This window comes from Pseudomonas fulva NBRC 16637 = DSM 17717, from assembly GCF_000730565.1.
In the GTDB taxonomy this organism is placed as follows: Bacteria; Pseudomonadota; Gammaproteobacteria; order Pseudomonadales; family Pseudomonadaceae; genus Aquipseudomonas; species Aquipseudomonas fulva.
The window spans coordinates 15,865-42,255 of record NZ_BBIQ01000018.1 but is presented as its reverse complement, the minus strand read 5'-3'; the positions used below and the strand labels follow the sequence as shown (position 1 = coordinate 42,255).

The window sequence follows — 26,391 nt, the reverse complement described above, 5'->3', positions numbered from 1 at the left end:
AAATGCCTGCAATAGAGGCCTGCAAGGGCGTGCGGTGATCGTAACGGGAGGATTTGGAGGAGCACAACGGGCGGGGTGTTATGTTTTGTTATCAGCGCAAGGCGCGTGGTTCATGCGCAGAAGATGCAGCGCCTGCAGGCGAACAGGATTCCCCGGCAGGCGCTGCGTGTGCAGCGTAACAACGTCGGCAGTCGAAATCGGGGGGCCATCAGGCGCCCCCCGGGGCGTCATGCCAGGCTTTTACTCACGACTTCGTACACGTCACTGGAGAGTTCACCAGCGGCCAGAATCCGCTCCAGCTCACCCTTCATCAGGGCCTGCCGGGCGGCGTCATACTTGCGCCAGCGGGTCAGCGGCGCCAATTGCCGGGAGGCGATCTGCGGGTTGAGCGCATTGAGCTCGATCACCAGATCCGCCAGGAAGCGGTAGCCGGAGCCATCGGCAGCATGGAAGTTGACCAGGTTCTGGCCGGCAAAGGCGCCGACCACCGCGCGCACCTTGTTCGGGTTCTTCAGGGTGAAGGCCGGGTGTTGCATCAACGCCTTCACCCGTGCCAAGCCACCTGGCAAGGTACTGGCCGCCTGCACGCTGAACCACTGGTCCATGACCAAGGGGTTGTCCTTGAAGTGTTCAGCAAAGCTTTCCAGGGCCTTGGCGCGCTCGGCCTCGAAGGGCGAGTTGACCAGCACCGCCAGGGCCGTGAGGCGCTCGGTCATGTTGTCGCACTGCTCGAACTGCTCCAGGGTCGCTTCCAGCACCTGCGGTTTGGCGCTGAGCATCAGGTACGACAGGGCGATGTTCTGCAGGCTTCGGCGAGCAAAGTGCTCGGCAGAGGCAACGTACGCGGTGTTACGCGAGACCGCGCGGTTGGCCTGGTAACGCGTCCAGAGCGGCTCGAACAAGTGCTCGGCAATTTGCCGGCGAGCGAACTCGCGGGCTGCGTGGATGGCGTCCACATCGGCCACCTGGCTGATCTCGGTCAGGTAGCCCTCCCCTGGCAGCGAGAGCATTTCGGCCACCATGGCAGCATCGAGCGAGGTGTCGCCCAGCACCGTATCCAACGCCTTGAGCAGACGCGGGTCCAGTTGCAGCGCCTGACCAAGCTGGTGCTGGCCGATCAGCTCCTGCAACACCTGAACGGCCAGTTGCTGACCGGCTTCCCAACGGTTGAAGCCGTCGCTGTCGTGCTGCATCAGGAACATCAACTGGTCGCGGTCGTATGGGAAGCTCAGCTTGACCGGGGCACTGAAACCGCGCAGCAGCGACGGCAGCGGCCGCGCTTCAATACCCTGGAAGACGAAGGTCTGCTCGGCCTCGGTCACCGACAGCACCCGGGTGCTGCCCACTGCCGAGGACTCGCCCGCCAATTGCAGCGGCAGGTCGTTGCCCTGGGCATCGAGCAGGCCCAATTCGACCGGAATCACGAAGGGCAGCTTCTCGGCCTTGTCTGGGGTGGGTGGGCAGCTCTGGCGGAACGTCAGGCTATAGGTGCGCGCCGCTTCATCGTAGGCATCGCTCACCTCCAGGCGCGGCGTACCGGCCTGGCTGTACCAGCGCTTGAACTGAGTCAGGTCGACGCCGTTGGCATCTTCCATCGCCTTGATGAAGTCGTCGGTGGTCACCGCTTGCCCATCGTGACGCTCGAAGTACAGGTCGCTGCCCTGGCGGAAGCCCTCGGCCCCCAGCAGCGTGCGCACCATGCGTACCACTTCCGAGCCTTTTTCGTACACGGTCAGGGTGTAGAAGTTGGAAATCTCGATGAAGCTGTCCGGGCGCACCGGGTGGGCCATGGGGCCCGCATCCTCGGCGAACTGATGGGTGCGCAGGTAGGCAACGTCCTCGATGCGCTTGACGGTGCGTGAATTCATGTCGGCGCTGAACTCGGCATCGCGGAACACCGTGAAGCCTTCCTTGAGCGACAGTTGGAACCAGTCGCGGCAGGTGACGCGGTTGCCCGACCAGTTGTGGAAGTACTCATGGGCCACCACGGCTTCGACCCGCTGATGCGCGGCATCGGTGGCCGTTTCGGCGCGCGCCAGCACGCAGCTGGAGTTGAAGATGTTAAGGCCTTTGTTTTCCATGGCCCCCATGTTGAAGTCGTTGACCGCGACGATCATGAAGATGTCCAGGTCGTACTCGCGGCCATACACCTCTTCGTCCCAACGCATGGACTTCTTCAGGCTGACCATGGCGTGGTTGCACTTGTCGATGTTCTCCGGCTCGACATAGATGCGCAGGGTCACATCACGGCCCGACTGGCGGGTGAAGGTGTCTTCCACGCACCACAGGTCGCCTGCGACCAGGGCGAACAGGTACGCCGGCTTCATGAACGGGTCTTCCCAGGTCGCCCAGTGACGGCCATCCTCGGCAGGGCCGCTGCCTACCGGGTTGCCGTTGGAGAGCAGCACCGGGTAGCGATGCTGTTCGGCGATCACCGTGGTGGTGAAGATGCTCATGACATCGGGGCGATCGAGGTAGTAGGTGATCTTGCGGAAACCCTCGGCTTCGCACTGGGTGCAGAACATCTTGCCGGACTTGTACAGGCCCTCGAGCGCTGTGTTGGTTTCCGGATGGATCTTGACGGTGGTGTCGAGGGTGAATTGCGCTGCCCGTGGCTGGACGGTCAGGCTGCCTGCGTCGATCTGGTAGTCGCCGGCCTGCAAGGGTTCATCGTCGAGGGCGGCGCGCACCAGCTCGAGTTGCTGGCCGTCGAGCACCAGCGCAGGCAGGCCGCCCCCATGCACCGGGTTGCGGCGCATGATCAGTTGCGCGTGGACCAGGGTGTGGTCTTCGAACAGCTCGAAGGTCAGGTGCGTTTCGTCGATCAGGTACTCAGGCGCCTTGTAGTCCTTAAGATGGATCACTTGCGGTTGTTCGGTACGCATCTGCAGGTCCCTTTTACTGGAGCACGGCCAACTGGTAGGCCGTGTACTTGCGAATATTGATCACACCGGTGTCGAAGATCAGGTACTGGCCCTTGATGCCCAGCAGCGTGCCCTCCACGATCGGGGTCTTGTCCAGGTTGAAGCTGACCACCTTGGTGGGGTAAGCCTGGACCGGGTACGTCATGTGCACGACCTCGGCGTCGGTCAGGGGCTGAATCGCCTGCAGGCCGAAGCGCGCCTGCAGCTGGCCAAGCCCTTCGGCACACGCCTCCAGCACCTGATCGCGCAAGGCCGGCAGATCAAGCAGCGCGGCGTCACCCTTGAGCAGGGCGCGCCAATTGGTGCGGTCCGGCACCTGACTGCGCAGCAGGTCTTCGACCAGCCCGGACTGCTGCCGGGTGGCCACCCTGAGGATAGGCAAGGCCTGGCTGGCACCTTGGTCGAGCCAGCGGGTGGGCAACTGGGTGGCGCGGGTGATACCGACCTTGATACCGGAGGAGTTGGCCAGGTAGACCACGTGGTCGGTCATGCAGAACTGCTCGCCCCAGGACGGATCGCGGCAGGTGCCTGCGTCGTAGTGGCAGCGCTCCGGGGCCATGATGCACATGTCGCACTGGGCCAGCTTGGTCATGCAGGGGTAGCAGTAACCCTGGCTGTAGCTGCTCTTGGTGCGCTTGCCGCAGTGGCTGCAGTGGATGGCGCCCAGGTAGTGCAGGCGCAGCGGCTTGCCGATCAGCGGGTTGACTGGCACCAGGGTATCGCCTAGGCGAAAGCTGTATTGCACCACGGGGGCCGCCAGGCTGACGGCCATTTTGCTCAACGAGCCACGAGCGAGTTCGATCAATGTACCGAGTCCGACTTGAACAGGATGTTGGGAACGGGGGCGGACTTGGACGCACATTCCTGCGGGCCCATGTAACCGGTGCGCTGGTCCTCGGGCAGGTTTTTCATCTCCCAGGCGATGACCGCTTGCAGGGACAGCTCTTTCTGCTCGGCAGTCAGCTTGCGGCCGTCCGACCATTTGCCGATTTCCACGGCCAGTTTCAGGCTCTCGTAGATTTCCGGGGTGATGTTTTCGATCATTTGCGCGAAAGTGGACATGTTGTCTCCTGATTCAAGCCGACAGTTTACGCCGGGCGAGCGCCCCACCCAAGAGCCCGGTCAGGCATCCGATGAGCAACCCGCCGACGTGCGCGGCGTTGGCGATCTGGCCCAGGCCCAGGGTGCCGACGACGCCGGTCAGGCACACCACCAGCCAGAGGAGCATCATCACCAGCACGCCCTTGGGCAGGTTGAAGTGCGGGTTTGGCGCCCGCCATTGATACAGCCAGATGTGCCCGAGCAGGCCATAAAGCACGCCTGAAAGCCCACCGAACAGGCCAGGCCCCGTGGTGTAGTGTTGGGCCAGGTTCGATACCAGGCTGAACAGCAGGGTGAGCCCCAGCAACGTCCACGGGCCCTGGCGCAGTTCGATGCGCTTGCCCAGCTCCCAGAACCACAGGCTGTTCATGGCCAGGTGCAGCGCGCCGAAATGAAGCAGCATGGGCGAGACCAGCCGCCACCATTGCCCGTGCGCCAGGCCCTCGGCCAGGGGCGCGAAGTACAGGTAATCGCCCTGCACGTGAAAATCGAGAAACGTGAACCAGCTGATGGTGGTGAAGTTGTCGCCCAAGCCCGTGAGCCCAGCGACCATGAAGGTCAGCAGCAGCGTCAGGGCAGTGACCTTGCAAGCCTTTGCCTGGGCCAGCAGCGACGGCTGTGGCACCTCTTGCACCTGCTGGTCGGGCAACGCGGGGTCAGGCTCGGCCTGCAGGTCGGCGTTGCCATCGGGGTAGCGCTGGTAGAGGTGCAACACCTCGTCGGCCAGGGTATCAGGCGCCCAGAGTACCTGGTCCTCGCCCTCCTCGCTGACCCGGTGCGGTACCTGCAAGCGTTGCAGCATCTGCACGAAACCGCTGAGGTCCACCGTCAGCGGCAGGCGCATCACTTGGATAATGTTCATTGGCTAGCCTGTGGTCGGTCGACATCCACCCAGACGAACTTGCGGGGGTCGATACGGGTTTCATCGTCCAGCCTGTAGGCGACCAGCTTGCCGTACAACACGGCGCTGTAGTCCAGGCAGGCCAGGTTGCTGCGAATCGGGGCGGGCCGGCCGCTGCGCCAGTAATGGCCAACGAACAGCATGGGCTCGTCCTCGGCGTAGCGCAGCAACGCGCTCTTCTGGCTGTGGCTCAGCGGTGTGTTGGCCACCTCCGCTGGCAGCGCATCGGGCTGGAAGACGATGTCCCCGTAGGTCTGCGGGTCGTCTTCCCAGAACTTGGTGCGGAAGAAGGCGCGGGTCAGGCCATCGCCACCGGTCAGGGTGAGGCCATCGGGCAAGCGCATGTCGGTGCCGCGCAGCAGGCGGTTGCAGACGTTGGCGGCAAAGCTGCCGCTCACCGCCGACGCCTGGACGAAGTGGCGGTCGACGCGCCCGTCGGGGTACTGGCGACGCAGAGGCTCGATCAGGCGTGCATCCCAGCAGGCGTGTACGAGGCGAAAGCGACCGGCATCGATGAACAGGGGTAGCGTCTGGAACCAGTCGAGAAACGCCTGCCAGTCCGCAGGGTGATGGGCGAACTGGGTGAGGGTTTCGTCGATGAGCCTGGCGTGGCGAGGGGTGTGTTCGCGCACGAAGGCCTTGCCACTGCCCGGCAGTGCCGGCGTCACCCACCCTAGGGCGCTGTATTCGTGATTGCCCATGATGCAGTGCGCCTGCCCGGCGGCGACCATGTCGTGAACGATGTGCAGGGCTTCGCGGATACGCGGGCCGCGGTCCACGATATCGCCCAAAAACAGCGCCTGGCGCCGAGGGTGGCGCCAGACGCCGGCAATGCGCTGGTAACCGAGGGCGTCGAGCAAACGCTCGAGGGTCAAGGCACAGCCGTGAACGTCACCGATGATGTCGAAACTGCGCGCCGGATCCAGCATCAGTCGTCCCTGCCCCCCAGGCGGCTGCCCCAGCCAAGCTTCGTGCGGCAGACTTCGTAGTAGTTGTGGTCCAGCGGGTGGATCAGGCGCAGCTTCTGGGGCTTCTTGCTCACCGTGATGGTGTCACCGGGTGCACAGGTGAAGTGGTTCTGACCGTCACACGACACCTGCGGGTAGATCTGCAGGTCCTTGGCCACCACGATCTTCAGTTCGCTGTTGCCATCGACGACGATCGGCCGCCCTGACAAGGTGTGCGGGTACATGGGCACGATGACGATTGCATCGAGCTTGGGGTGCATGATCGGGCCACCTGCGGACAATGCGTAGGCGGTGGAGCCGGTCGGGGTGGCGACGATCAGGCCGTCGGCCTTCTGGCTGCAGACGAACTGGCCGTCGATGTAGATCTCGAATTCGATCATGCGGGTGGACTTGCCGGGGTGCAGGACCACGTCGTTGAGCGCATCGCCCTGGCCGATCGCCTCCTGATGACGGCGCACTTCGGCTTGCAGCAGGAAACGGTTCTCGACCAGGTAGTGACCCTCGAGCACCTCGGAGACTTTCTCTTCCAGTTCATCCGGACGGATGTCAGTGAGAAAGCCCAGGTTGCCCCGATTGATGCCCAGTACCGGGATATTGTGACGCGCCAGGGCACGCGCAGCGCCCAGCAGGCTGCCGTCGCCGCCGACCACGATGACCAGGTCACAGACCTCGCCCAGCAGCTTGCGGGTGGAAGTCTGCAGCCCGTGGCCGGGCAGGACTTCACCGATGGTGTCTTCGAGGATCACATGCAAGTGGCGCTCGAGGAGGAATTTTTTCAGTCGGCGGATGGTGTCCAGCACCTGCGAGCTGCCGAGACGACCGATGATACCGATATTGCGAAATTGCTCCATGGGGCTCCTGCAAGGCTCTGCGACGGGTGACGATGCAGCGATTATGGGCGAACCACGAAGCAGCGGCAAACCGGCTATGCTCGCAGGATGATGCCATTTCCTTCGCTCGTGCACCTGCCCCGGCTGTTCCAGCGCCCCGCGGTGCGTGACCTTGCCTGGACCCTGCTCTCGCCGCCGCTGCTGGAGAACGCAGGCTGCCCCCAGCGCCACCCGCTGGCAGGCAGCCTCTGGGTGGAGCGGCCGCAGGCGTTACAGGCCTGGCTGCACGGGCTGGACGCCGATGACACGCCCTTGCAGCACTGGCTCAAGGGCCTTGGCAGCCGCCGCCTCGGGCTGTATTACGAACGCCTGTGGCAGTTTGCCTTGCAACAGGCGCCCGGCGTCGAACTGTTGGCGGCCAACCTGGCTATCCGCGAAGACGGCCGGACCTTGGGCGAGCTGGATGTGGTGCTGCGTGATCGCGATGGGGTGCATCACCTGGAACTGGCCATCAAGCTGTACCTGGGCCCTGAGCGCTTCGGTACCGACCCTGGGGGCTGGCTGGGGCCTGGCTGCCACGATCGCCTGCAAGCCAAGCTGGAACACACCCGCCGCCACCAGTTGCCCATGTCAGCCAGCACCCAGGGCCGTACCGCCCTCGAGCGGCTCGACCTGCCTACGGTGCAGGCCAGCATGTGGATGGGGGGCTACCTGTTCTACCCGACGCTGGCCGCGAGCCAGGCGCCGCAGGGCGTCCACCCCCAGCACTTGCGTGGCCGGTGGTTGCATCGCAAGGACTGGATCAGCGCACCAGACGGGCATTGGCAACCGCTGGCGCGCAGCGCTTGGCTGGCCCCCGCACGGTGTGCGGCCTGCGAGGTCTGGAGCGCTGCTCAGTTCGCCGCGTGGCTGCACCTGCTGGCGCCCGATGCGCCTGCGCAGTTGCTCGTCAACATGCAACGGCAGCAGGACGGCAGCTGGCAAGAGGTAGAGCGGGTGTTCCTGGTTGCCGATCAGTGGCCAGGCGCGCTGGCTCTCTGACCGCAGATCCTCCCATAGGCGGCAACATATTTTTCACCGACCTGGAGCAATGATGCAGCCCGGGTAACCCGTAAACTGGACCTGAGCGCCACCAAGAGCGCTGCCCCACCGACCGATGAGGATCAACCATGGTTTCGAGCACCCCAGCGCCCCATTACGCGCGCGTGTCCATTGTCCTGCACTGGCTGATGCTGGTGCTGCTGGCCGCCGTTTATGCCTGTATCGAGTTTCGCGGGATCTTCCCGCGCGACAGCGCAGAGCGCAACCTGATGAAAGACCTGCATTTCATGTTGGGCCTGAGCGTGTTCGTGCTGGTATGGCTGCGCCTGGCCATGCGCGTGGTCCATCGCGCGCCTCCCATCTCACCCAAACCCCCTGCCTGGCAAACCGGCCTGGCCCATCTGGTTCACCTGCTGCTGTACCTGCTGATGATCGGCATGCCGCTGGCCGGCTGGCTGATCCTCAGCGCCGCCGACAAACCGATACCGTTCTATGGCCTTGAGCTGCCGCACCTGATCGGCCCTGACGTAGACCTGGCCAAGTTCATCAAGGGCTGGCATGAGCGTGTGGGTACCTGGGGCTACTGGCTGATCGGCCTGCATGCGCTGGCCGGCCTTTATCATCACTATGTCAAACGCGACAATACGTTGCTGCGCATGCTGCCTTACAAGTAACCCCGACGGCCCTGCAAACCGCCGGTATGGACGAACACCAAGCGAGTGCCGGGCGCGAACAATCCGGCTTCGACCTGAGCCTTGAGCGCGAGCAATGCCTTGCCGGTATAGAGCGCCTCGAAAGGGATCCCGGCCTGCTGCTCGCAGTCGGCAATGAAGGCCAGCAGTTGTTCGTCGAACTTGCCGAAGCCGCCCCGGCTGGCACTGTGCAGGCGGTAACCCTGGGTGCCGGCAAGTGCCACCACGGTCTCGGCCACGCCATAGTGGTCGGGTACGGCCAACGCCCCATGCACGGCATGGGCCCCTGACTCGGCCAGCACCAGGCCTGCAAGCGTGGTGCCGGTGCCCGCGGCCAGCCACCAGGCGTCATAGTCCGGCCAGCCCAGTGTCGCAAGCTGCGCGTGCAGGTGGGTCACGATCGACGCGCACCCCTGGGCGCCGGCCTGCCCGCCTCCCCCTTCGGGGATGCAGTGCCAGCCGGGATAGCGCGCGTGCCAGGGCGTCCAGAACCCCACCTCGTTACGTTGTCGGTAGCCCTCGTAACCCAGCCAGTGCAGTTGCATGCCCATTGCCTGCAAGTCCTGCACGGTGGGTGTTTGGCACGGGTGCCCCCGCAGCAGGCCGGCCGTGGCCAGGCCCAACCGCTTGCCGGCAGCGGCCAGAGCATGAAGGTGGTTGGAATGGTTGCCGCCCAGGCTCACCAGGCCAGGGGCCTTGGCATCGAGCGCCTGCTCAAGGTGATGGCGAAGCTTGAACCACTTGTTGCCGCTGATCAGAGGGTCGATCAGGTCAAGGCGCAGGATGGCGGTCTCGACCTGCCCCCTCGCCAGCCAGGGCAATGTCAGGCGTTGCAGAGGGGCCAGGGGGAGTTCGACAGGCATGGGCGCCAGTCTATCAGCACAGCCACTGGTGTGGGCCGTGAATCAAAGCTGCGCCGCCAACCTCGATCCCTGATCGATCGCCCGCTTGGCATCGAGCTCTGCCGCCACGTCAGCACCGCCGATCAAGTGTACCGACTGCCGCGCAGCCACCAGACCGTCCTGCAATTCGCGCAGCGGGTCCTGGCCTGCGCAGATCACCACGTTGTCCACCGCCAGCACCTGCGGCTCGCCGCCGCCAATTCGCACATGCAGGCCCGCGTCATCAATGGCCAGGTACTCGACGCCATTGAGCATCTTCACCTGCTTGTTCTTCAACCCGGTGCGGTGGATCCAGCCAGTGGTCTTGCCCAAGCCATCCCCTACCTTGGATGTCTTGCGCTGCATCAAGTACACCTGCCGGGCGGGTGCGTGGGGCTGTGGCGTGATACCCGCCACACCACCGCGCGCCTGGAGGTGGGTATCGATACCCCACTCCTTCCAGAATGCTTCGCGGTCCAGGCTGGTGGATACGCCCTGATGCACCAGGTATTCGGATACATCGAAACCGATGCCCCCGGCGCCGATCACAGCCACTGTCTTGCCCACAGGCTTACGCTCAAGCAGCACATCCAGGTAGCTGAGCACCTTGGGGTGCCCAATCCCCGGGATCGCCGGCGCGCGGGGCAGAATGCCAGTAGCGAGGATGATTTCGTCATAGCCGCCGGCCACCAGCGCTGGCACGTCGACGCGCGTGTTCAAGCGTACGTCAACGCCCGTGGTGCGTAGCTTGTTGCGAAAATACCGCAGGGTCTCGTTGAATTCCTCCTTGCCTGGCACGCGCTTGGCAACATTGAACTGGCCGCCAATTTCGCTGGCCGATTCGAACAAGGTCACCACATGGCCACGTTCAGCGGCCACTGTTGCAGCGGCAAGGCCTGCTGGGCCGGCACCCACGACGGCAATGCGCTTGGCCATGCGCACGGGCAGGTAGTTGAGTTCGGTTTCATGGCAGGCCCGTGGGTTTACCAGGCAGCTGGTCAGCTTGCCGCCGAACGTATGGTCCAGGCACGCCTGGTTGCAGCCGATGCAGGTATTGATTTCATCAGCACGCCCGGCGGCAGCCTTGTTGACGAAGGCAGGATCGGCCAGAAACGGCCGGGCCATGGACACCATGTCCGCATCCCCTTCGGCCAGCACCGCCTCGGCCACTTCTGGGGTATTGATACGGTTGGTGGTGATCAAAGGAATACCCACTACTCCACGCAACTTGGCGGTGACCTTGCTGAAGGCTGCCCGCGGCACCTTGGTGGCGATGGTGGGAATGCGCGCCTCGTGCCAGCCAATACCCGTGTTGATCAACGTGGCCCCCGCCCGCTCGATGGCCTTGGCCAGGGTCTCGATCTCGTCCCAGGAGCTGCCGCCCTCGACCAGGTCGAGCATCGAAAGGCGGAAGATGATGATGAAATTCGGGCCCACCGCGCCGCGCACCCGGCTGACGATTTCCACGGCCAGGCGCATGCGATTTTCGTAGCTGCCACCCCAACGGTCGGTGCGGTGGTTGGTGTGGGCGGCGAGGAACTGGTTGATGAAATAGCCTTCCGAGCCCATGACCTCGACGCCGTCGTAACCTGCCTTTTGCGCAAGCAGCGCGCAGTGGGCGAAGTCGGCAATCTGTTTTTCGATTCCCGCCTCGTCCAGTTCCCGGGGCTTGAACGGGTTGATCGGCGCTTGAATGGCGCTTGGCGCCACTTGACGCGGGCTGTAGGCATAGCGCCCGGCATGCAGGATCTGCAGGCAAATCTTGCCACCGGCGGCGTGCACTGCTTCGGTGACGATGCGGTGCTGCTCGGCTTCGGCATCGGTGCTGAGTTTGGCGGCGCCTGCGTACACACCGCCCTCGTCATTGGGTGCAATGCCGCCTGTGACCATCAGCCCTACGCCGCCCTGCGCCCGTTCGGCAAAATAGGCAGCCATGCGCTCGAACCCGCCAGGACGTTCCTCAAGACCCGTGTGCATGGAGCCCATCAGGGTACGGTTACGCAACGTGGTGAAGCCCAGGTCCAGCGGGGCCAGCAGGTGCGGGTAAGGGGTGTCTGTCATGGTTCGGATTCCCAAGGTGATCACGGTAAACGGGCATCTGGCCTAAAGGCGGCCTTGTCGTTATATGAAGCAGACAGTAAACAGCCGTTTGAACCGGCTCAATGACCGGAACTGACAAGTTATTGATCATCACGAACAGCGCGTCTACCCTAGGGCTCCCTCATGCCCATTGCCTTCTACTGTTTCATGAAAAAACTCCTGACAACTGCCCTGCTGCTGGTGGTGATCGCCGCCTTGTGTGGTTATGCCTTCTGGACCCAACAGCGCCCGCAGGGGCACTACCTGTCCGACCTGCGCATCAAGCTGGCAGTCAACCACGGGCAACCCGGTGAACACGGCAACCTGCTGGGCGTCGAGCCGCTGCTGTACCCAGGGGACTACCAGGACCTGCAACGTCTGCACCGCAAGCTTGCCGCCTACCTCGAGCAGGCGCGCACGCTGGGCCTGATCACGCCTCGCACCGTGGTGGTATTGCCTGAGCACATCGGAACCTGGCTGTGGGCACGCGGCGAGAAGAACGCGTTGTACCAGGTGACCCACCAGCGTGAGGCCCTGCAATGGTTCGAACTGAGCAATCCGCTTCGCTATGGCTGGGCCATGCTCGCGGCCGAGGGCGATGACCGACGGGCCGATGCTCATCTGCGCATGAAGGCCGATCAGATGGCCGCCGATTACCAGCAGGTGTTCGGCGGCTTGGCCAAGGAATTCGGCGTAACCCTGGTAGCCGGCTCGATCGTGCTGCCGCAACCCTACGTCAGCGAGGGTGCATTGCACCCCGGGCGCGGCCCGTTGTTCAACAGCAGCGTGGTGTTCGCCGGCGACGGCACCATCCTGGGCCAACCCCAGCCCCAGCACTATCCGGACAGCGAGAACAGGCGGTTCATACACCCGGGTGTGGACCAGCCTCTGCAGGTGCTGCAGACGCCTGCGGGGCGGCTTGGCGTATTGGTGGGAAGCGACAGCTGGTATCCGGAGAATCACCACCAGTTGCTGGCCCAGTCGGTCGAACTGGTGGCCATCCCTGCCTTCCTGAGCGGCAGGCACAGCTGGCTGGAGCCCTGGCGGGGAAATCGCCATCAGCCTGTCAGCACGCGCTTGGCCGTCAAGCGTGGCGAAGTCAGCGAGCAGGACGCCTGGCACCGGCTGACCGCGCCTATCGGTCACCAGGTGAGCAGTGTGAGCGTCTTCATGCGCGGCCAGTTCTGGGAGCACGGCGCCGATGGCCAGGGTTTCGTCTGGCAAGCCGGCGACCTGTTGGCTGGGCCACCCAGCCCAGGTGCCCGCTTGCTGAACATATGGCTCTAGCACCATGAGCCGCCCGCAGGTAAGGCTGGGCGACCTGTCGGTAGGCTTTGTGCAACCCTTGGCGGAGGCGATTCGACGGCTGGGTCACGACCCTGCACCCTTGCTCGAACGCTATGGCCTGGACCCGGCGCGGCTGGCCCAGGCCAATGCGCGCCTGTCGATACCGCGCTACATGCACCTGGGCCACGCCGCCATCGCATTGTGCGCCGAGCCTGCACTGGGTTTGCAGATTGGCCAGTTGAGCCGGCTGGCCCATACCGGGCTGGCCGGGGTCACGGCAGGGCAAGCGCCGACCCTGGGCGAGGCGGCGCGCACCCTGCTACGCTTCGAGCCGCTGTACGCGTCCAACTATCGAGGCCATTGCACTTACTGCGAAGATGGCGAAGGCGCTTGGCTGCGTTTTTACTCCATCAGCCCCTACAACGCCTACAACCGCTTTGTGGTCGACTCGCTGCTCGCCGGCTGGTTGGCCCAGCTGGGCGACCTGGTCGGTACGCCAGTGGTGGCCGAGCGGATGGACATCGAGTTCGCAGCCCCAAGCTACGCCGCCCTCTATCAGCCCCTGTGCAGCGCGCCGGTCCGCTTTGCCGCCGAGTGCAACCAGTTGCGCCTGAGCCGCGCCACGCTGCAATTGTCAAACCCCAGGCATTGCCCCAGCACCTGGCACCAACTGCTGGCCCTGAGCGAGGCGCACATGGATCAGCTGACCCGCGTGCGCAGCCTAGGCGAGCGTATAACCCATTTGCTAGGGCCGCTGCTAAACGGTGGACGTGAACCAGAGCTCGACGAAATTGCCCTGCAGCTCCAACTTCCGCCCTGGACGCTGCGTCGCAGGCTGGCAGAAGAAGGCACGCGTTTTCGTGACCTGTTGAACGGCACCCGACGCGACCTGGCCGAGACCTATATCCGCGACACCCAGTTGAGCTTCGGCGAAATCGCCTACCTGCTGGGGTTCGCTTCGGCAGAGGCTTTCCAGCGCGCGTTCAAGCGCTGGACTGGGCTCACGCCTGGCGGTTACCGCCGCACGCAGCGACGCGGGGACTAAAGTTCGGTAGCGTCTTCGGCCGGTTCAGGCGTGTCCATCTCGTGGGCCTGAAATTCCAGCAGCTCTTCCTGGTAGTCGTCCATCTTCCTGCGTCCTTATCCGAATACGGTTTGCTGAGTTCATCGGCACCCTAGCGCGATGACGTGACAGGAGGGTGACGTGACGATGCTTTTCGCGCAGCGCGCCCTCGCGTGTCAGGATCATGGACCTGTGGACCGGCTCGTTCGTTTAATCCAATTCGCCCCTCACACAGCCGACGCCACCGCGCTCGCAACAAGGGTTCGGTAATCGCCCAGATATTGCCTTGCCCCCTGCGCCCACGGCTCGGCTTGCGGCAAGCTAGCTTCACGTTCATTCCCCATCAAGCGCCAGTCAGTGCTCGGAGCATGGAGCACTGCACAGGTGGCGTTTTTTTCAAAAGCATCGACGGGAGCTACGCCTTGATCGACAAGACCCACGCAACCATTGCCAGCGCCGTGGCGGGCATCACCGATGGCTCGACCCTGCTGATCGGCGGTTTCGGTACGGCCGGCATGCCCTCTGAACTCATCGACGGGTTGATCGCCACCGGTGCACGCGACCTGACCATCATCAGCAACAATGCTGGCAACGGCGACACTGGCCTTGCTGCATTGCTCAAGGCCGAGCGTGTGCGCAAGATCATCTGTTCGTTCCCGCGCCAATCGGACTCGTACGTTTTCGACGCCCTGTACCGGGCTGGCAAGATCGAGCTGGAGGTCGTACCGCAAGGCAACCTGGCCGAGCGCATTCGCGCAGCAGGCTCTGGCATCGGCGCCTTCTTTTCACCTACCGGCTATGGCACCTTGCTCGCCGAAGGCAAGGAAACGCGGGAGATCGACGGCCGCCAGTACGTACTGGAGATGCCGTTGCACGCCGATTTCGCCTTGATCAAGGCTCACAAGGGTGATCGCTGGGGCAACCTGATCTACCGCAAGGCCGCCCGCAACTTCGGGCCGATCATGGCCATGGCTGCCAAGACCGCCATCGTCCAGGTCGACCAGATCGTCGCGCTGGGTGAGCTGGACCCGGAGCATATCGTCACGCCGGGCATCTTCGTGCAACGCGTGGTAGCGGCCCCCGCCGCCGCCCATCAGACCACCCACCCATTCTGAGGCCTGGCCATGACCATCAACCAACGACTCTCGCGTACCGCCATGGCCCAGCGTGTTGCAGCCGACATTGAGGAAGGTGCCTACGTCAACCTGGGCATCGGCGCCCCCACACTGGTCGCCAACTACCTGGGCGACAAGGAAGTGTTCCTGCACAGTGAAAATGGAGTGCTGGGCATGGGACCCAGCCCTGCGCCAGGCGAGGAAGACGACGACTTGATCAATGCTGGCAAGCAGCACGTGACCCTGCTGACCGGTGGTGCCTATTTCCACCACGCCGATTCATTTTCGATGATGCGCGGTGGGCATCTGGACATCGCTGTGCTCGGTGCTTTTCAGGTTTCGGTGAACGGCGACCTGGCTAACTGGCACACCGGCGCCGAGGGGTCGATCCCCGCGGTGGGCGGCGCGATGGACCTGGCCACCGGCGCCCGGCAAGTCTTCGTGATGATGGACCACCTGACCAAAACCGGCGAAAGCAAATTGGTGAGCGAATGCACCTACCCTCTGACGGGCATCGGGTGCGTGAGCCGCATCTACACGGACCTCGCGGTACTGGACGTAACGCCGGCAGGGCTCGAAGTGGTCGAGATTTGCGCGGCCATCACCTTCCAAACGCTGCAGGCGCTCAGTGGCGTACCGCTGATCGACCGGTCTGTCAAACATCGCTAGCGCCTGGCCGATTTGACGCCCGAAGCGTGGCGGCGCCGGCTTTACGGCCTCATGGGGTAGAGGGCTGGCCCTGTGTAGCCGTTTGATCCTGCGGGGCTGGCACGGCCGGCTCAGCCGGCTGCACCTCGATGGGCGCCGCATCGGCCGGGGGCGCAACGGGCTGCGAGCTCAATTCATCCCCACTGTCAGGTGCCTGGAGAGCCTGCTGGCTAGGCGCGACGGCCGCGGGCGATGCACCGTCCTTGGGCGCAGTGTCTGGCCCAGCCGGTGCAGGTGCAGGTGCAGCCTCGACCGGGACTGGCGCTGGGTTTGCCGCAGCCTGCTCCGGCAAGCCCAGTTCCACCGCAGGCTTCTCAGCCTTGGGCGCGGGTTGTTCAGCTTTGGGCTGGCTCAAGGATTGGGCCTTGGGCTTGGTCTTGGGCAGGTAACTTTCCACCAACGCGAAGTAGCGGTCGTAAAACTGCGCGGCGGTGACTGTCTCACTGGCCACTTTCACCATGGAGTCATCGCTCGAGCCAATCGGCATCGACACCGACCCCAGCACCCCTACTCCCAGGCTTGCCGATGTATTGGACTTTTTCAGGGCATAGCGGTCCTGCAAGGCGTTGGCGAACATGGTCGAGTGCTGCTCGTCGCTCGCATCGGGCGCACACGTGACATTGAAGCTGATCTGCAGGTGGTTATCGCTGTTTTGCTGGAAACTCTTGTTGCCGACCACCTGGTTAGGGCCGCTGCTGGTGATGATATAGCCCTGGCTGAGCAGCGCACGGCGTGCGGCTTCGCAGGAGTTGGCATCCCCTACGGGAAAGCTGCGCGAGAACGTGCCTGAGTCGTCGAAGTTCTCATGCTCGTACACCGCAGGTTTCTTGGACGCACAACCGCTCGACACGGCCAACAGGGCGGCCAGCACGAGCGCACCAGAAACGGAAGATCTTGTCATCGAGGGTTCCGGGTATTTCAAGAAGGTGCCTATTGTGCAACACAGCAGCCAGGTACAGGAACCGCTGGTCGGTGAAGTACCCGCAAGGTTTCATGCAGGCGGCAAGGTCAATACGGCAAACGCCAAAAACGCAAAAAGCGACCCGAAGGTCGCTTTCGCGTAGCGCCAAGGTGTTCAAAGGCCCTTGGTGCGAAGATGGCGCAGCGGACGGGACTCGAACCCGCGACCCCCGGCGTGACAGGCCGGTATTCTAACCGACTGAACTACCGCTGCGTATCATTCAGGCTTGCGCCCGATTGAAACTTGGGTCTACCCACCAGACAGCCTGGGGGAAGGCATGAAAAACGGCTCAATGACCATTCGTCATGGTTGCCTCAAGGTGTTCTAGGGACCTTGATGCGAAGATGGCGCAGCGGACGGGACTCGAACCCGCGACCCCCGGCGTGACAGGCCGGTATTCTAACCGACTGAACTACCGCTGCGTATCGTTCAGGCTTGCGCCCGATTGAAACTGGGTCAGCCCAAGGCGCTCGACCTTGTGGCTTCAGACCGGTGACAAGCACCCATCTGTTAATCAAAATGGCGCAGCGGACGGGACTCGAACCCGCGACCCCCGGCGTGACAGGCCGGTATTCTAACCGACTGAACTACCGCTGCGCAGTGCATTCCTCTCTGGCTGTCAGCTTCTTGCAAAGCCTTGAGCGTCAGGAACATCTCAGGAAGTGGTGGGTGATGACGGGATCGAACCGCCGACCCTCTGCTTGTAAGGCAGATGCTCTCCCGGCTGAGCTAATCACCCTCGCGATGTTGCTTGTTGCGTTTGCTTCGCTGAGGCCGCGAAATTTACGCAGGTGACGACGCTAAGTCAATAGCCCTGTTGAGTTTTTTTCCAAGTCGCTGGTGCCCAGTGCAAAGCCGAGCACACCCTGATTCAGACCCAAGCCAAGCCTGGACATGAAAAAGGGACCTTGCGGTCCCTCCTCTGCCTACCTGCCCACGAGGGCCTTCAGGTGTAGATCATCTTGCGGGTCATACCGCCGTCGACCACGAACTCCTGACCGGTCACGAACGCTGCCTGCCGGGACAGCAGCCAGGCGACCATGGCTGCAACGTCCTCGACGGTGCCCACGCGACCGGTGGGGTGCTGGGCGTGGTCGGCATCGCTCAAGGGCTCGGCACGGCGCTGGGAGGGATCTCGGGCATCAATCCACCCCGGGCTCACGGCGTTGACACGAATCTCCGGGCCCAGGCTGATGGCCAGCGCATGGGTCAGTGCCACCAGGCCCCCTTTGCTGGCGGCATAAGCTTCAGTGTCAGGCTCGGACTGCCGCGCCCGCGTGGACGTCAGGTTGACGATGGCGCCATTGTGCGCGCGCAGGTAAGGCGCACAGTGCTTGGCCAGCAGCATCGGGCCATTGAGATTGACTGCCAGCACACGATTCCATTGAGCCAGGCTCAGGCTTTCAAGCGTCTGGCTGTGGGGGTTGGCAATCGCAGCATTGCACACCAGCGCGTCAAGCCTGCCGAATTGCCCGAGCACCTCGGACACCCCGGCACTGACTTGGGACTCGTCTGCTACATCCATGGTGATGAACCAGGCATTGTCCCCCAGTGCCTTGGCCGCTTTCGCCCCCCGCTGGCGGTCGAGGTCACTGAGCACCACCTGCCAACCTTCGCAGATCAGCCAGGCGGCAATACCAAGTCCAATACCGCGCGCGGCACCGGTGACCAAAGCGACCCGGCCGTTATGGCCGGGCGTGTTGAGGCCAATTTCGATCACAATGCCGCCAGTCCACGCGCCAGATCAGCCTGTAGATCCGCCACGTCTTCCAAGCCCACAGCGACACGAATCAGGCTGTCGCGGATGCCGGCAGCCGCACGCTCCTGCGGCGTCAAGCGGCCATGGGAGGTGGTGGCCGGGTGAGCAATGGTGGTCTTGCTGTCACCCAGGTTGGTGGTGATCGAGACGACCCGGGTAGCATCGATGAAGCGCCAGGCCCCTTCCTTGCCGCCCTTGACCTCAAAGCTCACTACAGCGCCGAAGCCACTCATCTGGCGCTTGGCCAATTCGTGCTGCGGATGGCTCGGCAGGCCGGCGTAATGCACTTTTTCGATGCCGTCCTGCTGCTCCAGCCACTGCGCCAGCGCCTGAGCACTCTCGCAGTGTGCGCGCATACGCAGGCGCAGCGTCTCCAGGCCCTTGGTGAATACCCAGGCGTTGAAGGGGCTGAGCGTCGGGCCCGCCGTGCGCAGGAAACCGACCACTTCCTTCATCTGTTCGGCGCGGCCCGCCACTGCACCGCCCATGCAACGGCCTTGGCCATCGATGAACTTGGTTGCGGAGTGGAAGACGATGTCGGCACCGAGCTTGAGCGGTTGCTGCAAGGCCGGTGTGCTGAAGCAGTTGTCCACCACCAGCATGGCCCCACGGGCATGGGCGATTTCGCTGAGCGCAGCAATATCGACCAATTCGGCCAGTGGGTTGGAAGGCGACTCGACGATCAGCAGCTTGGTATTGGCCTGGATGGCCTGCTCCCAGCCAGCAAGATCGACCAACGGCACGTAGTCCACCTGCAAGCCGAAGCGCTTGAAGTACTTCTCGAACAGGCTGATGGTCGACCCGAACACGCTCTGAGACACCAGTACATGATCGCCTGCACTGCACAGCGACATGACCACGGCCAGAATCGACGCCATGCCAGTGGAGGTGGCCACGGCCTGCTCGGCACCTTCCATTGCCGCCAGGCGCTCTTCGAATGCCCGTACGGTCGGGTTGGTATAGCGCGAATAGACATTGCCTGGGGTTTCACCGGCAAAGCGCGCAGCCGCATCGGCAGCCGTACGGAATACGTAGCTGGAGGTCAGGAACAGCGCTTCGCTGTGCTCGGCCTCCGGTGAACGGCACTGACCGGCGCGCACTGCCAGGGTGTCGAAGCCGACACCCTCCAGGTCGCTGTCCAGTCGCCCGGCATCCCATTGATCGGTCATGCCATCGCTCCCTGAAATCAGTTGTTGTAGAGGTCGATGATTGCGCTGACTGCCTGGGTCTTGACCTTGGCCAGGTCATTGCGGGCCTGCTCGATACGGTCAAGGTAGGCTTCATCGATATCGCCAGTGACATACTCACCGTTGAATACCGCGCAATCGAAATGCTCGATCTTGATCTTGCCGCCACCGACCGAATCGATCAGGTCAGGCAGGTCCTGATAGACCAGCCAGTCAGCGCCGATCAACTCGGCCACCTGCTCGGTGGTACGGTTGTGGGCGATCAGTTCGTGAGCGCTCGGCATGTCGATGCCGTAGACGTTGGGGTAGCGCACTGCAGGTGCTGCGGAGCAGAAATAGACATTCTTGGCGCCGGCCTCGCGCGCCATCTGGATGATCTGCTTGCAGGTGGTGCCGCGCACGATCGAATCGTCAACCAGCATGACGTTCTTGCCACGGAACTCAAGCTCGATGGCATTGAGTTTCTGGCGCACGGACTTCTTGCGGGCAGCCTGGCCCGGCATGATGAAGGTGCGGCCGATGTAGCGGTTCTTGACGAAGCCTTCGCGGAATTTCACGCCCAGGTGGTTAGCCAACTCAAGCGCGGCAGTGCGGCTGGTGTCCGGGATAGGGATGACCACGTCGATGCCATGATCCGGGCGCTCGCGCTGAATCTTGTCGGCGAGCTTCTCGCCCATGCGCAGACGCGCCTTGTACACCGAGACACCGTCCATGATCGAGTCCGGGCGGGCCAGGTAGACGTGTTCGAAAATGCAGGGTTGCAGTTTCGGGGCCTGGGCACACTGCTTGGTGTACAGCTGGCCTTCTTCGGTGATGTACACCGCTTCACCTGGCGCCAGGTCGCGAATCAGGGTGAACCCGAGCACGTCGAGCGCAACGCTTTCCGACGCGATCATGTACTCCACACCTTCGTCGGTGTGGCGCTGACCGAAGACGACCGGACGGATACCGTTGGGGTCGCGGAAACCGACGATGCCGTAGCCCGTGATCATGGCAACGACGGCGTAACCGCCGACGCAGCGGCTGTGCACATGGGAGACCGCGGCGAACACGTCCTCCTCGGTAGGCTGCAGCTTGCCGCGCACGGCCAGCTCATGAGCGAATACGTTGAGCAGCACCTCGGAATCGGAGTTGGTGTTGACGTGACGCAGGTCCGACTCGTAGATCTCCTTGGCCAACTGCTCGACGTTGGTGAGGTTGCCGTTGTGAGCCAGGGTGATGCCGTATGGCGAGTTGACGTAGAACGGCTGGGCCTCGGCGGAGGTCGAGCTGCCGGCTGTCGGGTAGCGCACATGGCCGATGCCGATGCTCCCCACCAGGCGTTGCATGTGGCGCTGCTGGAACACATCGCGCACCAGGCCATTATCCTTGCGCAGGAACAACCGGCCGTCATGGCTGGTCACGATACCGGCAGCGTCCTGGCCGCGGTGCTGGAGGACCGTAAGCGCGTCATACAGCGCCTGATTGACGTTCGACTTACCGACGATACCGACGATGCCACACATGCGACGCAACCCCTACTTTGATGAAACTTGAGTGAATAGCGCTCAAGGCCGGGTCGGCCCGAGCAGCTGCTCCTTGAACGGAAGATCGGCCGGTGTGCTGATCGCTCCGTTGGACATCCATTGGCTGGTGAAGCCCACGACCAGGTTTTTGGACCAGTCGGCTACCAGTAGAAACCGTGGGATCAGGCGAGACTCCTGCCACCACGCGTCTTGTTGAACCGGCCCCAGGCTCAGCAGCCCGAGTGCCACGACCACCAGCAGGCCGCCCCTGGCGGCGCCGAAGACCATGCCCAGAAAACGATCGGTGCCCGATAGGCCGGTAACACGGATCAGTTCGCCGATGAGAAAGTTGAGCATCGCCCCCACCAGCAAGGTGGCGACAAATAAGATACCGCAGCCGGCGATCACACGCATGGAGGGCGTCTGAATATAGCTCTCCAGGTACACCGAGAGCGAGCCACCGAACATCCACGCCACCGCACCGGCAATGATCCAGATGAGCAAGGACAGGGCTTCCTTGACGAAGCCGCGTTTGAGACTGATCAGTGTGGAGACGGCGATGATCGCGATGATCGCCCAATCAACCAGGGTAAATGCCACGGTGCTGCCTGCAGATCGTTGAGGCGGCGGATTTTACCAGAGCGACGAGGGCTTGGGTAAGCGGAATGTCAGTGGATCGCCCAGCCAGGACAGCAAGCCTGCTGGGCACCGCCAATATGCTCGCTGACTGGGACGGGACGGCAATGCCGCCCCTCTCCTTCAGCTGCGTTCCGGCTGGAAGCGCACGACGAAGCCTTTGAGGCTGTTTTGGCGGTTGATGGCATCGCGGGTGCGCTCGGCGTCGGCACGCTCGATCAGCGGGCCGACATACACCCGATTCATGCCACCGGCTGCGCGGATATAGGCGTTGTAGCCCTGGCTACGCAGGGTCTGCTGCAGCTTCTCGGCGCCTGCCCGATTGGACAGGCTCGCCAATTGAATCGACCAACTGACCGGCAGGCCGTTGGCGTCCAGTTTGGACGGCGCGCCGGCCTTGGTCGACGTTGCTGCTGGCGCAGAAGCGGCCGGCGCCTTGGGCTCTACCTTGGCCACGGCCGGCGGAGCAGGTTGGGCCTGCTGGGCCTGCGGCGACGGCGTGATGGGCTGGCTGGGCGCACGCGCTGGCGCGGACGACTCGTCTACCACCACCGGCGCCGGATCCGCTTGCTCTGGCAAGGCCTGGGGTTCGGGCACGGCAACAGGGTCGACCTTTACCTCAGGCACCGACGGTGCAACAGGCGCCTGAGGGGCATCGACGTGCACCTCACGCATTTCATCCTGCCGCGAAAACAGCATTGGCAGGAAAATCACCGCCAGCGCGACCAGCACCAGCGCACCGATCATGCGCTGCTTCATTCCTTTATCCAGCACTGCCATCTATCCCACCCTCCTGGGGATGCCGCTGCAACCATTCCAGCGCCTGAGCGACACAGAAAAACGAACCGAACAGCAGGATCTGATCATCTGCCGTGGCGTTCGCGCACTGCCCCTCCAGGGCAGCGTCGACGCTGGCATAAGACTTCACCGTGGCGCCGAGGTTCGTCAGGGCCTGTGCCAATTCAGCAGCAGGCCGACTACGCGGGGTGGCAAGCGGTGTAACGGCCCACTCATCGACCAGGGCCTGCAAGGGCGCGATCACACCCTCGAGGTCCTTGTCGCACAGCAAGCCGAACACGGCCAGACGCCGGCCAGCCAGTGGCCTGGATGCCAGACGCCGGGCCAGGTACTGAGCTGCATGTGGGTTGTGCCCGACATCCAGCAGCAGCTCAACCGCAGCGCCACGCCAGTGGATCACGCGCCGATCGAGGCGACCCGTGATGCGCGTATCGACCAGTGCCTGGCGCAGCTGCGCAGGACGCCAGGGCAAGCCGCTCAGCAGGTAGGCCTGCAGGGCCAAGGCGGCGTTTTCCATGGGCAGATCCAGCAGGGGCAGGTCCATCAAGACGACTTTTTCACCTTCGCCGGATGTGCCGTGCCAGCTCCAGCCACGCTCGGCCACCTGAAGGTCGAAGTCGCGGCCCCGCAACCGCAGCGGAGCTGCCAGTTCACTGGCCTTGTCGAGCAACGGCTGGGGCGGATCGAGGTCTCCACAGAGCGCGGGCTTGCCGGCACGGAAGATACCTGCCTTCTCGAAAGCCACCTGCTCGCGGGTATCGCCCAGGTAATCGATGTGATCGACCCCGATGCTGGTCACGAGCGCGATGTCGGCGTCCACGACATTCACCGTGTCCAGCCGCCCACCCAGCCCGACTTCCAGCACCACCGCATCGAGCTGCGATCGCTCGAACAGCCAGAACGCCGCCAGGGTACCCATCTCGAAATAGGTCAGGGAGATTTCGCCGCGCGCCGCCTCGACCGCTGCGAACGCCTCGCACAACTGCGCATCGCTGGCTTCAACGCCGTCAATGAGCACGCGCTCGTTGTAGCGCAGCAGGTGCGGCGAACTGTACACGCCGACCCTCAGCCCCTGTGTGCGCAGCAGCGAAGCGAGGAACGCGCAAGTCGAACCCTTGCCGTTGGTGCCCGTTACTGTCACCACACGCGGGGCAAGCTTGCCCAGTGCCAGGCGCGCCAGCACCGCTTGCGAACGCTCCAGCCCCATGTCGATGGCAGAGGGGTGCAGCTGCTCGAGATAGGCGAGCCACTCGCCAAGGGTCCGTTGGGTCATCACGCGACAGCAGCCGCCTCGAGGGCCTCGACCGGGGTCTGCTGGCCGGTCATCTGGGCCAGCAGGCGCGCCAGCCGTGGACGCAGGTCGCCCCGGGAGATGATCAGGTCGATGGCACCGTGCTCCAGCAAGAATTCGCTACGCTGGAAGCCTTCAGGCAACTTCTCGCGTACGGTCTGCTCGATGACGCGTGGGCCGGCAAAGCCGATCAGGGCCTTGGGCTCGCCAACGATGACGTCGCCCAGCATCGCCAGGCTGGCGGACACGCCGCCGTAGACGGGGTCGGTCAGTACCGAGATGAACGGGATGCCTTCTTCACGCAGACGCGCCAGCACCGCAGAGGTCTTGGCCATCTGCATCAGCGAGATCAGCGCTTCCTGCATGCGGGCACCCCCGGAAGCCGAGAAACACACCATCGGGCAGCGATGTTCCAGGGCATAGTTGGCTGCGCGCACGAAACGCTCGCCGACGATGGCACCCATGGAGCCGCCCATGAAGGAAAATTCAAACGCGCTGACCACGATCGGCATGCCCATCAGGGTGCCGCTCATGGAGATCAGGGCGTCTTTTTCACCGGTCTGCTTCTGCGCGCCGGTCAGACGGTCCTTGTACTTCTTGCCGTCGCGGAACTTCAGCCGGTCGACCGGCTCCAGGTCGGCGCCCAGCTCGGCACGGCCCTCGGCATCCAGGAAGATATCGATGCGTGCACGTGCGCCGATGCGCATGTGGTGGTTGCACTTGGGGCATACGTCCAGGGTCTTTTCCAGCTCCGGACGGTACAGCACGGCCTCACAGGACGGGCATTTGTGCCACAGGCCTTCAGGTACCGAGCTCTTCTTCACCTCGGAACGCATGATGGAAGGGATCAGTTTGTCGACTAACCAGTTGCTCATGCTTTCTTTCTCCAGTATCGGCGGGAGGGGACCAGCGTAGCCGGCCTGCCCTGCCCTTTTGAGCTCAAATGCTTATGAAACGTAGGTGATGCGGCAACCCGGGTTCATCACCCCTGCCGCACCACCCTGAACAATTCGGTTGACCGCCCCACGCAGGGCCGGCTGGCCCATGGGGCTGAGATAGCTATGGACGATGGCGCGCTGCCTGCCGTCACATCTGCTCAAGCCTGTTTCACCGCGCGTACGAATGCTTCGATCCTGGCCGCGTCCTTGATGCCCTTGGCCTGCTCGACACCGCCGCTGACATCGACCGCGTACGGGCGCACCTGGGCGATCGCCTGCCCGACGTTGTCCGCCGACAGACCACCGGCCAGAATGATCGGCTTGCCCAGGCCGGCAGGCACCAGTGACCAGTCGAACGCTTCGCCCGTGCCTCCAGGGATACCCGGCACGAAGGTGTCCAACAGGATGCCGGATGCGTCGGCATATTGCCGGCACGCAAGCTTCAGGTCGTCACCCGGACGTACCCGCAAGGCCTTGATCCACGGCCGGTGATGGCCTGCGCAATCGTGCGGGGTTTCATCACCATGGAACTGCAAGAGGTCCAGTGGCACCGCTTCGAGTATTTCACTCAGCTCGCAACGCGTGGCATTGACGAACAACCCGACCGTGGTCACGAAGGGCGGCAGCTCGGCAATGATGGCGCGTGCCTGCTGTACGGTCACGGCACGCGGGCTCTTGGCATAGAAGACCAGCCCGATGGCATCGGCCCCAGCCTCGGCAGCCGCCAGTGCGTCTTCGATGCGGGTGATCCCGCAGATTTTACTGCGAACGATGCTCATGGACAGCAACCTGTTTGCGCGGTCAAAGGCGGAATCTTAGCAAATGGCGCTTCGTGCGTCAGTCAGCCAATGCGTCGTAGCCCGTCAGAAAGTGCGGGCCAATGTAACGCTCGGGCAGCGCAAAGGCCTCCGGGTACTCCACCTGGACCAGATAAAGCCCATAGGGGTGGGCCGTGACGCCACCTTCGCGGCGGTCCCGCCCCTCGAGCACCTGACGCGCCCACTCCACCGGCCGTTCGCCCGCGCCGATAGCCATCAGCACGCCGGCGATGTTGCGTACCATGTGATGCAGGAACGCGGTAGCCCGGATATCCAGCACGATCATCTGCCCGTGACGGGTAACCCGCAGGTGATAGATGTGCTTGATCGGCGACTTGGCCTGGCATTGGCTAGCGCGGAACGCGCTGAAATCATGGGTGCCAAGCAGGCTCGAAGCGGCCTGCGCCATGCGCTCGATGTCCAGCGGACGATGATTCCAGGTCACCTCCTCGGCCAGGTGAGCAGGCCGAATCGGATCGTTGTAGATCACGTAGCGATAGCGCCTGGCACAGGCCTTGAAGCGCGCATGGAAATCGGCTGGCATGGGCTTGGACCATACGACGCTGATGTCATGGGGCAGGTTGAAATTAGTGCCCATGGTCCAGGCGCGTTCGTCACGCACCGCATGGGTGTCGAAATGCACGACCTGCCCACAGCCATGTACGCCTGCATCGGTACGGCCGGCGCAGACGACTGAAATGGGCTCGTTGGCCACTTTGGAAAGTGCCTGTTCCAAGGCTTGCTGAACACTGGGCACGCCGCTGGCCTGGCGTTGCCAGCCGCGGTAGCGGGCGCCCTTGTATTCCACACCCAAGGCGATACGCGTGCAGCCTTCGGCAGCGGATTCGGCCGAGGCGGTGTCGATGATGTCCAAGAATCTGCAACCTGTTGGTGTACGAAATGCCGGG

General features: G+C 63.5%; 24 protein-coding genes and 4 tRNA genes. 6 read left to right on the top strand and 22 right to left on the bottom strand.

Features of this window, described 5'->3' with window-relative positions; translation table 11 throughout:
* Positions 1-227 precede the first annotated feature (227 nt).
* Genes pepN through PFU01S_RS16955 form a run of 6 tightly spaced genes read right to left on the bottom strand, consistent with a single transcriptional unit; the run spans position 228 to position 6,745 of the window.
* Positions 228-2,885 carry an aminopeptidase N gene (gene pepN / locus PFU01S_RS16980; RefSeq protein WP_028688147.1) on the bottom strand — a complete coding sequence of 886 codons (2,658 nt, stop codon included), beginning with the start codon at positions 2,883-2,885 and terminating at the stop codon, positions 228-230.
* A gap of 13 nt (positions 2,886-2,898) precedes the next feature.
* Positions 2,899-3,729, bottom strand: a complete 831-nt coding sequence (locus PFU01S_RS16975; RefSeq protein WP_027916512.1) for a DUF2797 domain-containing protein — start codon at positions 3,727-3,729, stop codon at positions 2,899-2,901.
* Positions 3,726-3,986, bottom strand: a complete 261-nt coding sequence (locus PFU01S_RS16970; RefSeq protein WP_023533690.1) for a YeaC family protein — start codon at positions 3,984-3,986, stop codon at positions 3,726-3,728. Before PFU01S_RS16970 ends, PFU01S_RS16975 begins: the two co-directional genes overlap by 4 nt.
* A 13-nt stretch (positions 3,987-3,999) precedes the next feature.
* The gene (locus tag PFU01S_RS16965) at positions 4,000-4,887 is read right to left on the bottom strand and encodes a rhomboid family intramembrane serine protease (RefSeq protein ID WP_028688146.1); all 888 of its coding nucleotides are present in this window, start codon (positions 4,885-4,887) and stop codon (positions 4,000-4,002) included.
* A complete protein-coding gene (locus PFU01S_RS16960) occupies positions 4,884-5,855 on the bottom strand; it encodes a metallophosphoesterase (RefSeq protein WP_027916510.1) in 972 nt (323 codons plus the stop codon). The genes PFU01S_RS16965 and PFU01S_RS16960 overlap by 4 nt, the downstream gene beginning before the upstream one ends.
* Positions 5,855-6,745 carry an NAD(+) kinase gene (locus PFU01S_RS16955; protein ID WP_027916509.1) on the bottom strand — a complete coding sequence of 297 codons (891 nt, stop codon included), beginning with the start codon at positions 6,743-6,745 and terminating at the stop codon, positions 5,855-5,857. The genes PFU01S_RS16960 and PFU01S_RS16955 overlap by 1 nt, the downstream gene beginning before the upstream one ends.
* A 90-nt stretch (positions 6,746-6,835) precedes the next feature.
* Between PFU01S_RS16955 and PFU01S_RS16950 the strand changes: the two genes are divergently transcribed.
* Positions 6,836-7,765, top strand: a complete 930-nt coding sequence (locus tag PFU01S_RS16950; RefSeq protein WP_104926003.1) for a DUF1853 family protein — start codon at positions 6,836-6,838, stop codon at positions 7,763-7,765.
* A gap of 128 nt (positions 7,766-7,893) precedes the next feature.
* The gene (locus tag PFU01S_RS16945; RefSeq protein WP_028688144.1) at positions 7,894-8,439 is read left to right on the top strand and encodes a cytochrome b; all 546 of its coding nucleotides are present in this window, start codon (positions 7,894-7,896) and stop codon (positions 8,437-8,439) included.
* Here PFU01S_RS16945 and PFU01S_RS16940 read toward each other — a convergent pair.
* Entirely contained in the window at positions 8,430-9,320 is an 891-nt protein-coding gene (locus tag PFU01S_RS16940) for a 1-aminocyclopropane-1-carboxylate deaminase/D-cysteine desulfhydrase (protein WP_028688143.1), read from the bottom strand. The two genes, PFU01S_RS16945 and PFU01S_RS16940, sit on opposite strands and share 10 nt — an antisense overlap.
* Before the next feature lie 42 nt (positions 9,321-9,362).
* Positions 9,363-11,399: an NADPH-dependent 2,4-dienoyl-CoA reductase gene (locus PFU01S_RS16935; RefSeq protein ID WP_028688142.1), complete on the bottom strand. Its 2,037-nt coding sequence runs from the start codon at positions 11,397-11,399 to the stop codon at positions 9,363-9,365.
* Positions 11,400-11,585: 186 nt separating this feature from the next.
* Here PFU01S_RS16935 and PFU01S_RS16930 point away from each other — a divergent pair, with 186 nt between their 5' ends.
* The 4 genes from PFU01S_RS16930 (at position 11,586) to PFU01S_RS16915 (ending at position 15,551) form a co-directional block, all read left to right on the top strand.
* Positions 11,586-12,704 carry a nitrilase-related carbon-nitrogen hydrolase gene (locus PFU01S_RS16930; RefSeq protein WP_028688141.1) on the top strand — a complete coding sequence of 373 codons (1,119 nt, stop codon included), beginning with the start codon at positions 11,586-11,588 and terminating at the stop codon, positions 12,702-12,704.
* Positions 12,705-12,708: 4 nt separating this feature from the next.
* Complete coding sequence (locus PFU01S_RS16925; RefSeq protein WP_028688140.1) at positions 12,709-13,749, top strand: AraC family transcriptional regulator; 1,041 nt, start codon at positions 12,709-12,711, stop codon at positions 13,747-13,749.
* Between the two features lie 440 nt (positions 13,750-14,189).
* Entirely contained in the window at positions 14,190-14,882 is a 693-nt protein-coding gene (locus PFU01S_RS16920) for a 3-oxoacid CoA-transferase subunit A (RefSeq protein ID WP_028688139.1), read from the top strand.
* A gap of 9 nt (positions 14,883-14,891) precedes the next feature.
* Complete coding sequence (locus PFU01S_RS16915; protein ID WP_028688138.1) at positions 14,892-15,551, top strand: 3-oxoacid CoA-transferase subunit B; 660 nt, start codon at positions 14,892-14,894, stop codon at positions 15,549-15,551.
* 49 nt (positions 15,552-15,600) lie between these two features.
* Here the strand turns inward: PFU01S_RS16915 and PFU01S_RS16910 are convergent, their stop codons facing one another.
* The 14 genes from PFU01S_RS16910 to truA all read right to left on the bottom strand — a co-directional run bounded on the left by PFU01S_RS16910 (position 15,601) and on the right by truA (position 26,357).
* Complete coding sequence (locus tag PFU01S_RS16910; RefSeq protein ID WP_042139716.1) at positions 15,601-16,491, bottom strand: DUF2242 domain-containing protein; 891 nt, start codon at positions 16,489-16,491, stop codon at positions 15,601-15,603.
* A 196-nt stretch (positions 16,492-16,687) separates the two neighbouring features.
* Positions 16,688-16,764 (bottom strand) — tRNA-Asp (locus PFU01S_RS16905).
* 132 nt (positions 16,765-16,896) lie between these two features.
* Positions 16,897-16,973 (bottom strand) — tRNA-Asp (locus PFU01S_RS16900).
* Positions 16,974-17,071: 98 nt separating this feature from the next.
* A tRNA-Asp gene (locus tag PFU01S_RS16895) sits at positions 17,072-17,148 on the bottom strand.
* Positions 17,149-17,214: 66 nt separating this feature from the next.
* Positions 17,215-17,290, bottom strand: a tRNA-Val gene (locus PFU01S_RS16890).
* A gap of 207 nt (positions 17,291-17,497) precedes the next feature.
* Complete coding sequence (locus PFU01S_RS16885; RefSeq protein ID WP_027916500.1) at positions 17,498-18,271, bottom strand: SDR family oxidoreductase; 774 nt, start codon at positions 18,269-18,271, stop codon at positions 17,498-17,500.
* Positions 18,268-19,479, bottom strand: coding sequence for an O-succinylhomoserine sulfhydrylase (locus PFU01S_RS16880; protein ID WP_027916499.1), 1,212 nt, complete (start codon positions 19,477-19,479; stop codon positions 18,268-18,270). The genes PFU01S_RS16885 and PFU01S_RS16880 overlap by 4 nt, the downstream gene beginning before the upstream one ends.
* Positions 19,480-19,496: 17 nt before the next feature.
* Positions 19,497-21,002, bottom strand: coding sequence for an amidophosphoribosyltransferase (gene purF, locus PFU01S_RS16875; RefSeq protein WP_023535974.1), 1,506 nt, complete (start codon positions 21,000-21,002; stop codon positions 19,497-19,499).
* Between the two features lie 42 nt (positions 21,003-21,044).
* Positions 21,045-21,602: a CvpA family protein gene (locus PFU01S_RS16870; RefSeq protein WP_028688137.1), complete on the bottom strand. Its 558-nt coding sequence runs from the start codon at positions 21,600-21,602 to the stop codon at positions 21,045-21,047.
* Positions 21,603-21,761: 159 nt separating this feature from the next.
* Positions 21,762-22,418: an SPOR domain-containing protein gene (locus tag PFU01S_RS16865; RefSeq protein ID WP_028688136.1), complete on the bottom strand. Its 657-nt coding sequence runs from the start codon at positions 22,416-22,418 to the stop codon at positions 21,762-21,764.
* Positions 22,402-23,709 carry a bifunctional tetrahydrofolate synthase/dihydrofolate synthase gene (gene folC / locus PFU01S_RS16860; RefSeq protein WP_028688135.1) on the bottom strand — a complete coding sequence of 436 codons (1,308 nt, stop codon included), beginning with the start codon at positions 23,707-23,709 and terminating at the stop codon, positions 22,402-22,404. The genes PFU01S_RS16865 and folC overlap by 17 nt, the downstream gene beginning before the upstream one ends.
* Positions 23,709-24,602, bottom strand: a complete 894-nt coding sequence (gene accD / locus PFU01S_RS16855; protein ID WP_023535975.1) for an acetyl-CoA carboxylase, carboxyltransferase subunit beta — start codon at positions 24,600-24,602, stop codon at positions 23,709-23,711. Before accD ends, folC begins: the two co-directional genes overlap by 1 nt.
* 221 nt (positions 24,603-24,823) lie before the next feature.
* Positions 24,824-25,444: a phosphoribosylanthranilate isomerase gene (locus PFU01S_RS16850; protein ID WP_027916495.1), complete on the bottom strand. Its 621-nt coding sequence runs from the start codon at positions 25,442-25,444 to the stop codon at positions 24,824-24,826.
* 58 nt (positions 25,445-25,502) lie between these two features.
* On the bottom strand, positions 25,503-26,357 hold the full coding sequence (truA, locus tag PFU01S_RS16845) for a tRNA pseudouridine(38-40) synthase TruA (RefSeq protein WP_027916494.1): 855 nt from the start codon (positions 26,355-26,357) through the stop codon (positions 25,503-25,505).
* Positions 26,358-26,391 lie beyond the last annotated feature (34 nt).

Coding starts and splice junctions, on each gene's coding strand:
- PFU01S_RS16950 (WP_104926003.1), top strand. CDS start 6,836: ATGCCATTTCCTTCGCTCGTGCACCTGCCCCGGCTGTTCCAGCGCCCC.
- PFU01S_RS16865 (WP_028688136.1), bottom strand. CDS start 22,418: ATGGCAGTGCTGGATAAAGGAATGAAGCAGCGCATGATCGGTGCGCTG.
- PFU01S_RS16910 (WP_042139716.1), bottom strand. CDS start 16,491: ATGACAAGATCTTCCGTTTCTGGTGCGCTCGTGCTGGCCGCCCTGTTG.
- PFU01S_RS16960 (WP_027916510.1), bottom strand. CDS start 5,855: ATGCTGGATCCGGCGCGCAGTTTCGACATCATCGGTGACGTTCACGGC.
- PFU01S_RS16965 (WP_028688146.1), bottom strand. CDS start 4,887: ATGAACATTATCCAAGTGATGCGCCTGCCGCTGACGGTGGACCTCAGC.
- PFU01S_RS16915 (WP_028688138.1), top strand. CDS start 14,892: ATGACCATCAACCAACGACTCTCGCGTACCGCCATGGCCCAGCGTGTT.
- purF (WP_023535974.1), bottom strand. CDS start 21,002: ATGTGTGGCATCGTCGGTATCGTCGGTAAGTCGAACGTCAATCAGGCG.
- PFU01S_RS16925 (WP_028688140.1), top strand. CDS start 12,709: ATGAGCCGCCCGCAGGTAAGGCTGGGCGACCTGTCGGTAGGCTTTGTG.
- PFU01S_RS16850 (WP_027916495.1), bottom strand. CDS start 25,444: ATGAGCATCGTTCGCAGTAAAATCTGCGGGATCACCCGCATCGAAGAC.
- PFU01S_RS16930 (WP_028688141.1), top strand. CDS start 11,586: ATGAAAAAACTCCTGACAACTGCCCTGCTGCTGGTGGTGATCGCCGCC.
- PFU01S_RS16970 (WP_023533690.1), bottom strand. CDS start 3,986: ATGTCCACTTTCGCGCAAATGATCGAAAACATCACCCCGGAAATCTAC.
- PFU01S_RS16935 (WP_028688142.1), bottom strand. CDS start 11,399: ATGACAGACACCCCTTACCCGCACCTGCTGGCCCCGCTGGACCTGGGC.
- folC (WP_028688135.1), bottom strand. CDS start 23,709: ATGACCCAACGGACCCTTGGCGAGTGGCTCGCCTATCTCGAGCAGCTG.
- PFU01S_RS16945 (WP_028688144.1), top strand. CDS start 7,894: ATGGTTTCGAGCACCCCAGCGCCCCATTACGCGCGCGTGTCCATTGTC.
- PFU01S_RS16940 (WP_028688143.1), bottom strand. CDS start 9,320: ATGCCTGTCGAACTCCCCCTGGCCCCTCTGCAACGCCTGACATTGCCC.
- pepN (WP_028688147.1), bottom strand. CDS start 2,885: ATGCGTACCGAACAACCGCAAGTGATCCATCTTAAGGACTACAAGGCG.
- PFU01S_RS16880 (WP_027916499.1), bottom strand. CDS start 19,479: ATGACCGATCAATGGGATGCCGGGCGACTGGACAGCGACCTGGAGGGT.
- PFU01S_RS16955 (WP_027916509.1), bottom strand. CDS start 6,745: ATGGAGCAATTTCGCAATATCGGTATCATCGGTCGTCTCGGCAGCTCG.
- accD (WP_023535975.1), bottom strand. CDS start 24,602: ATGAGCAACTGGTTAGTCGACAAACTGATCCCTTCCATCATGCGTTCC.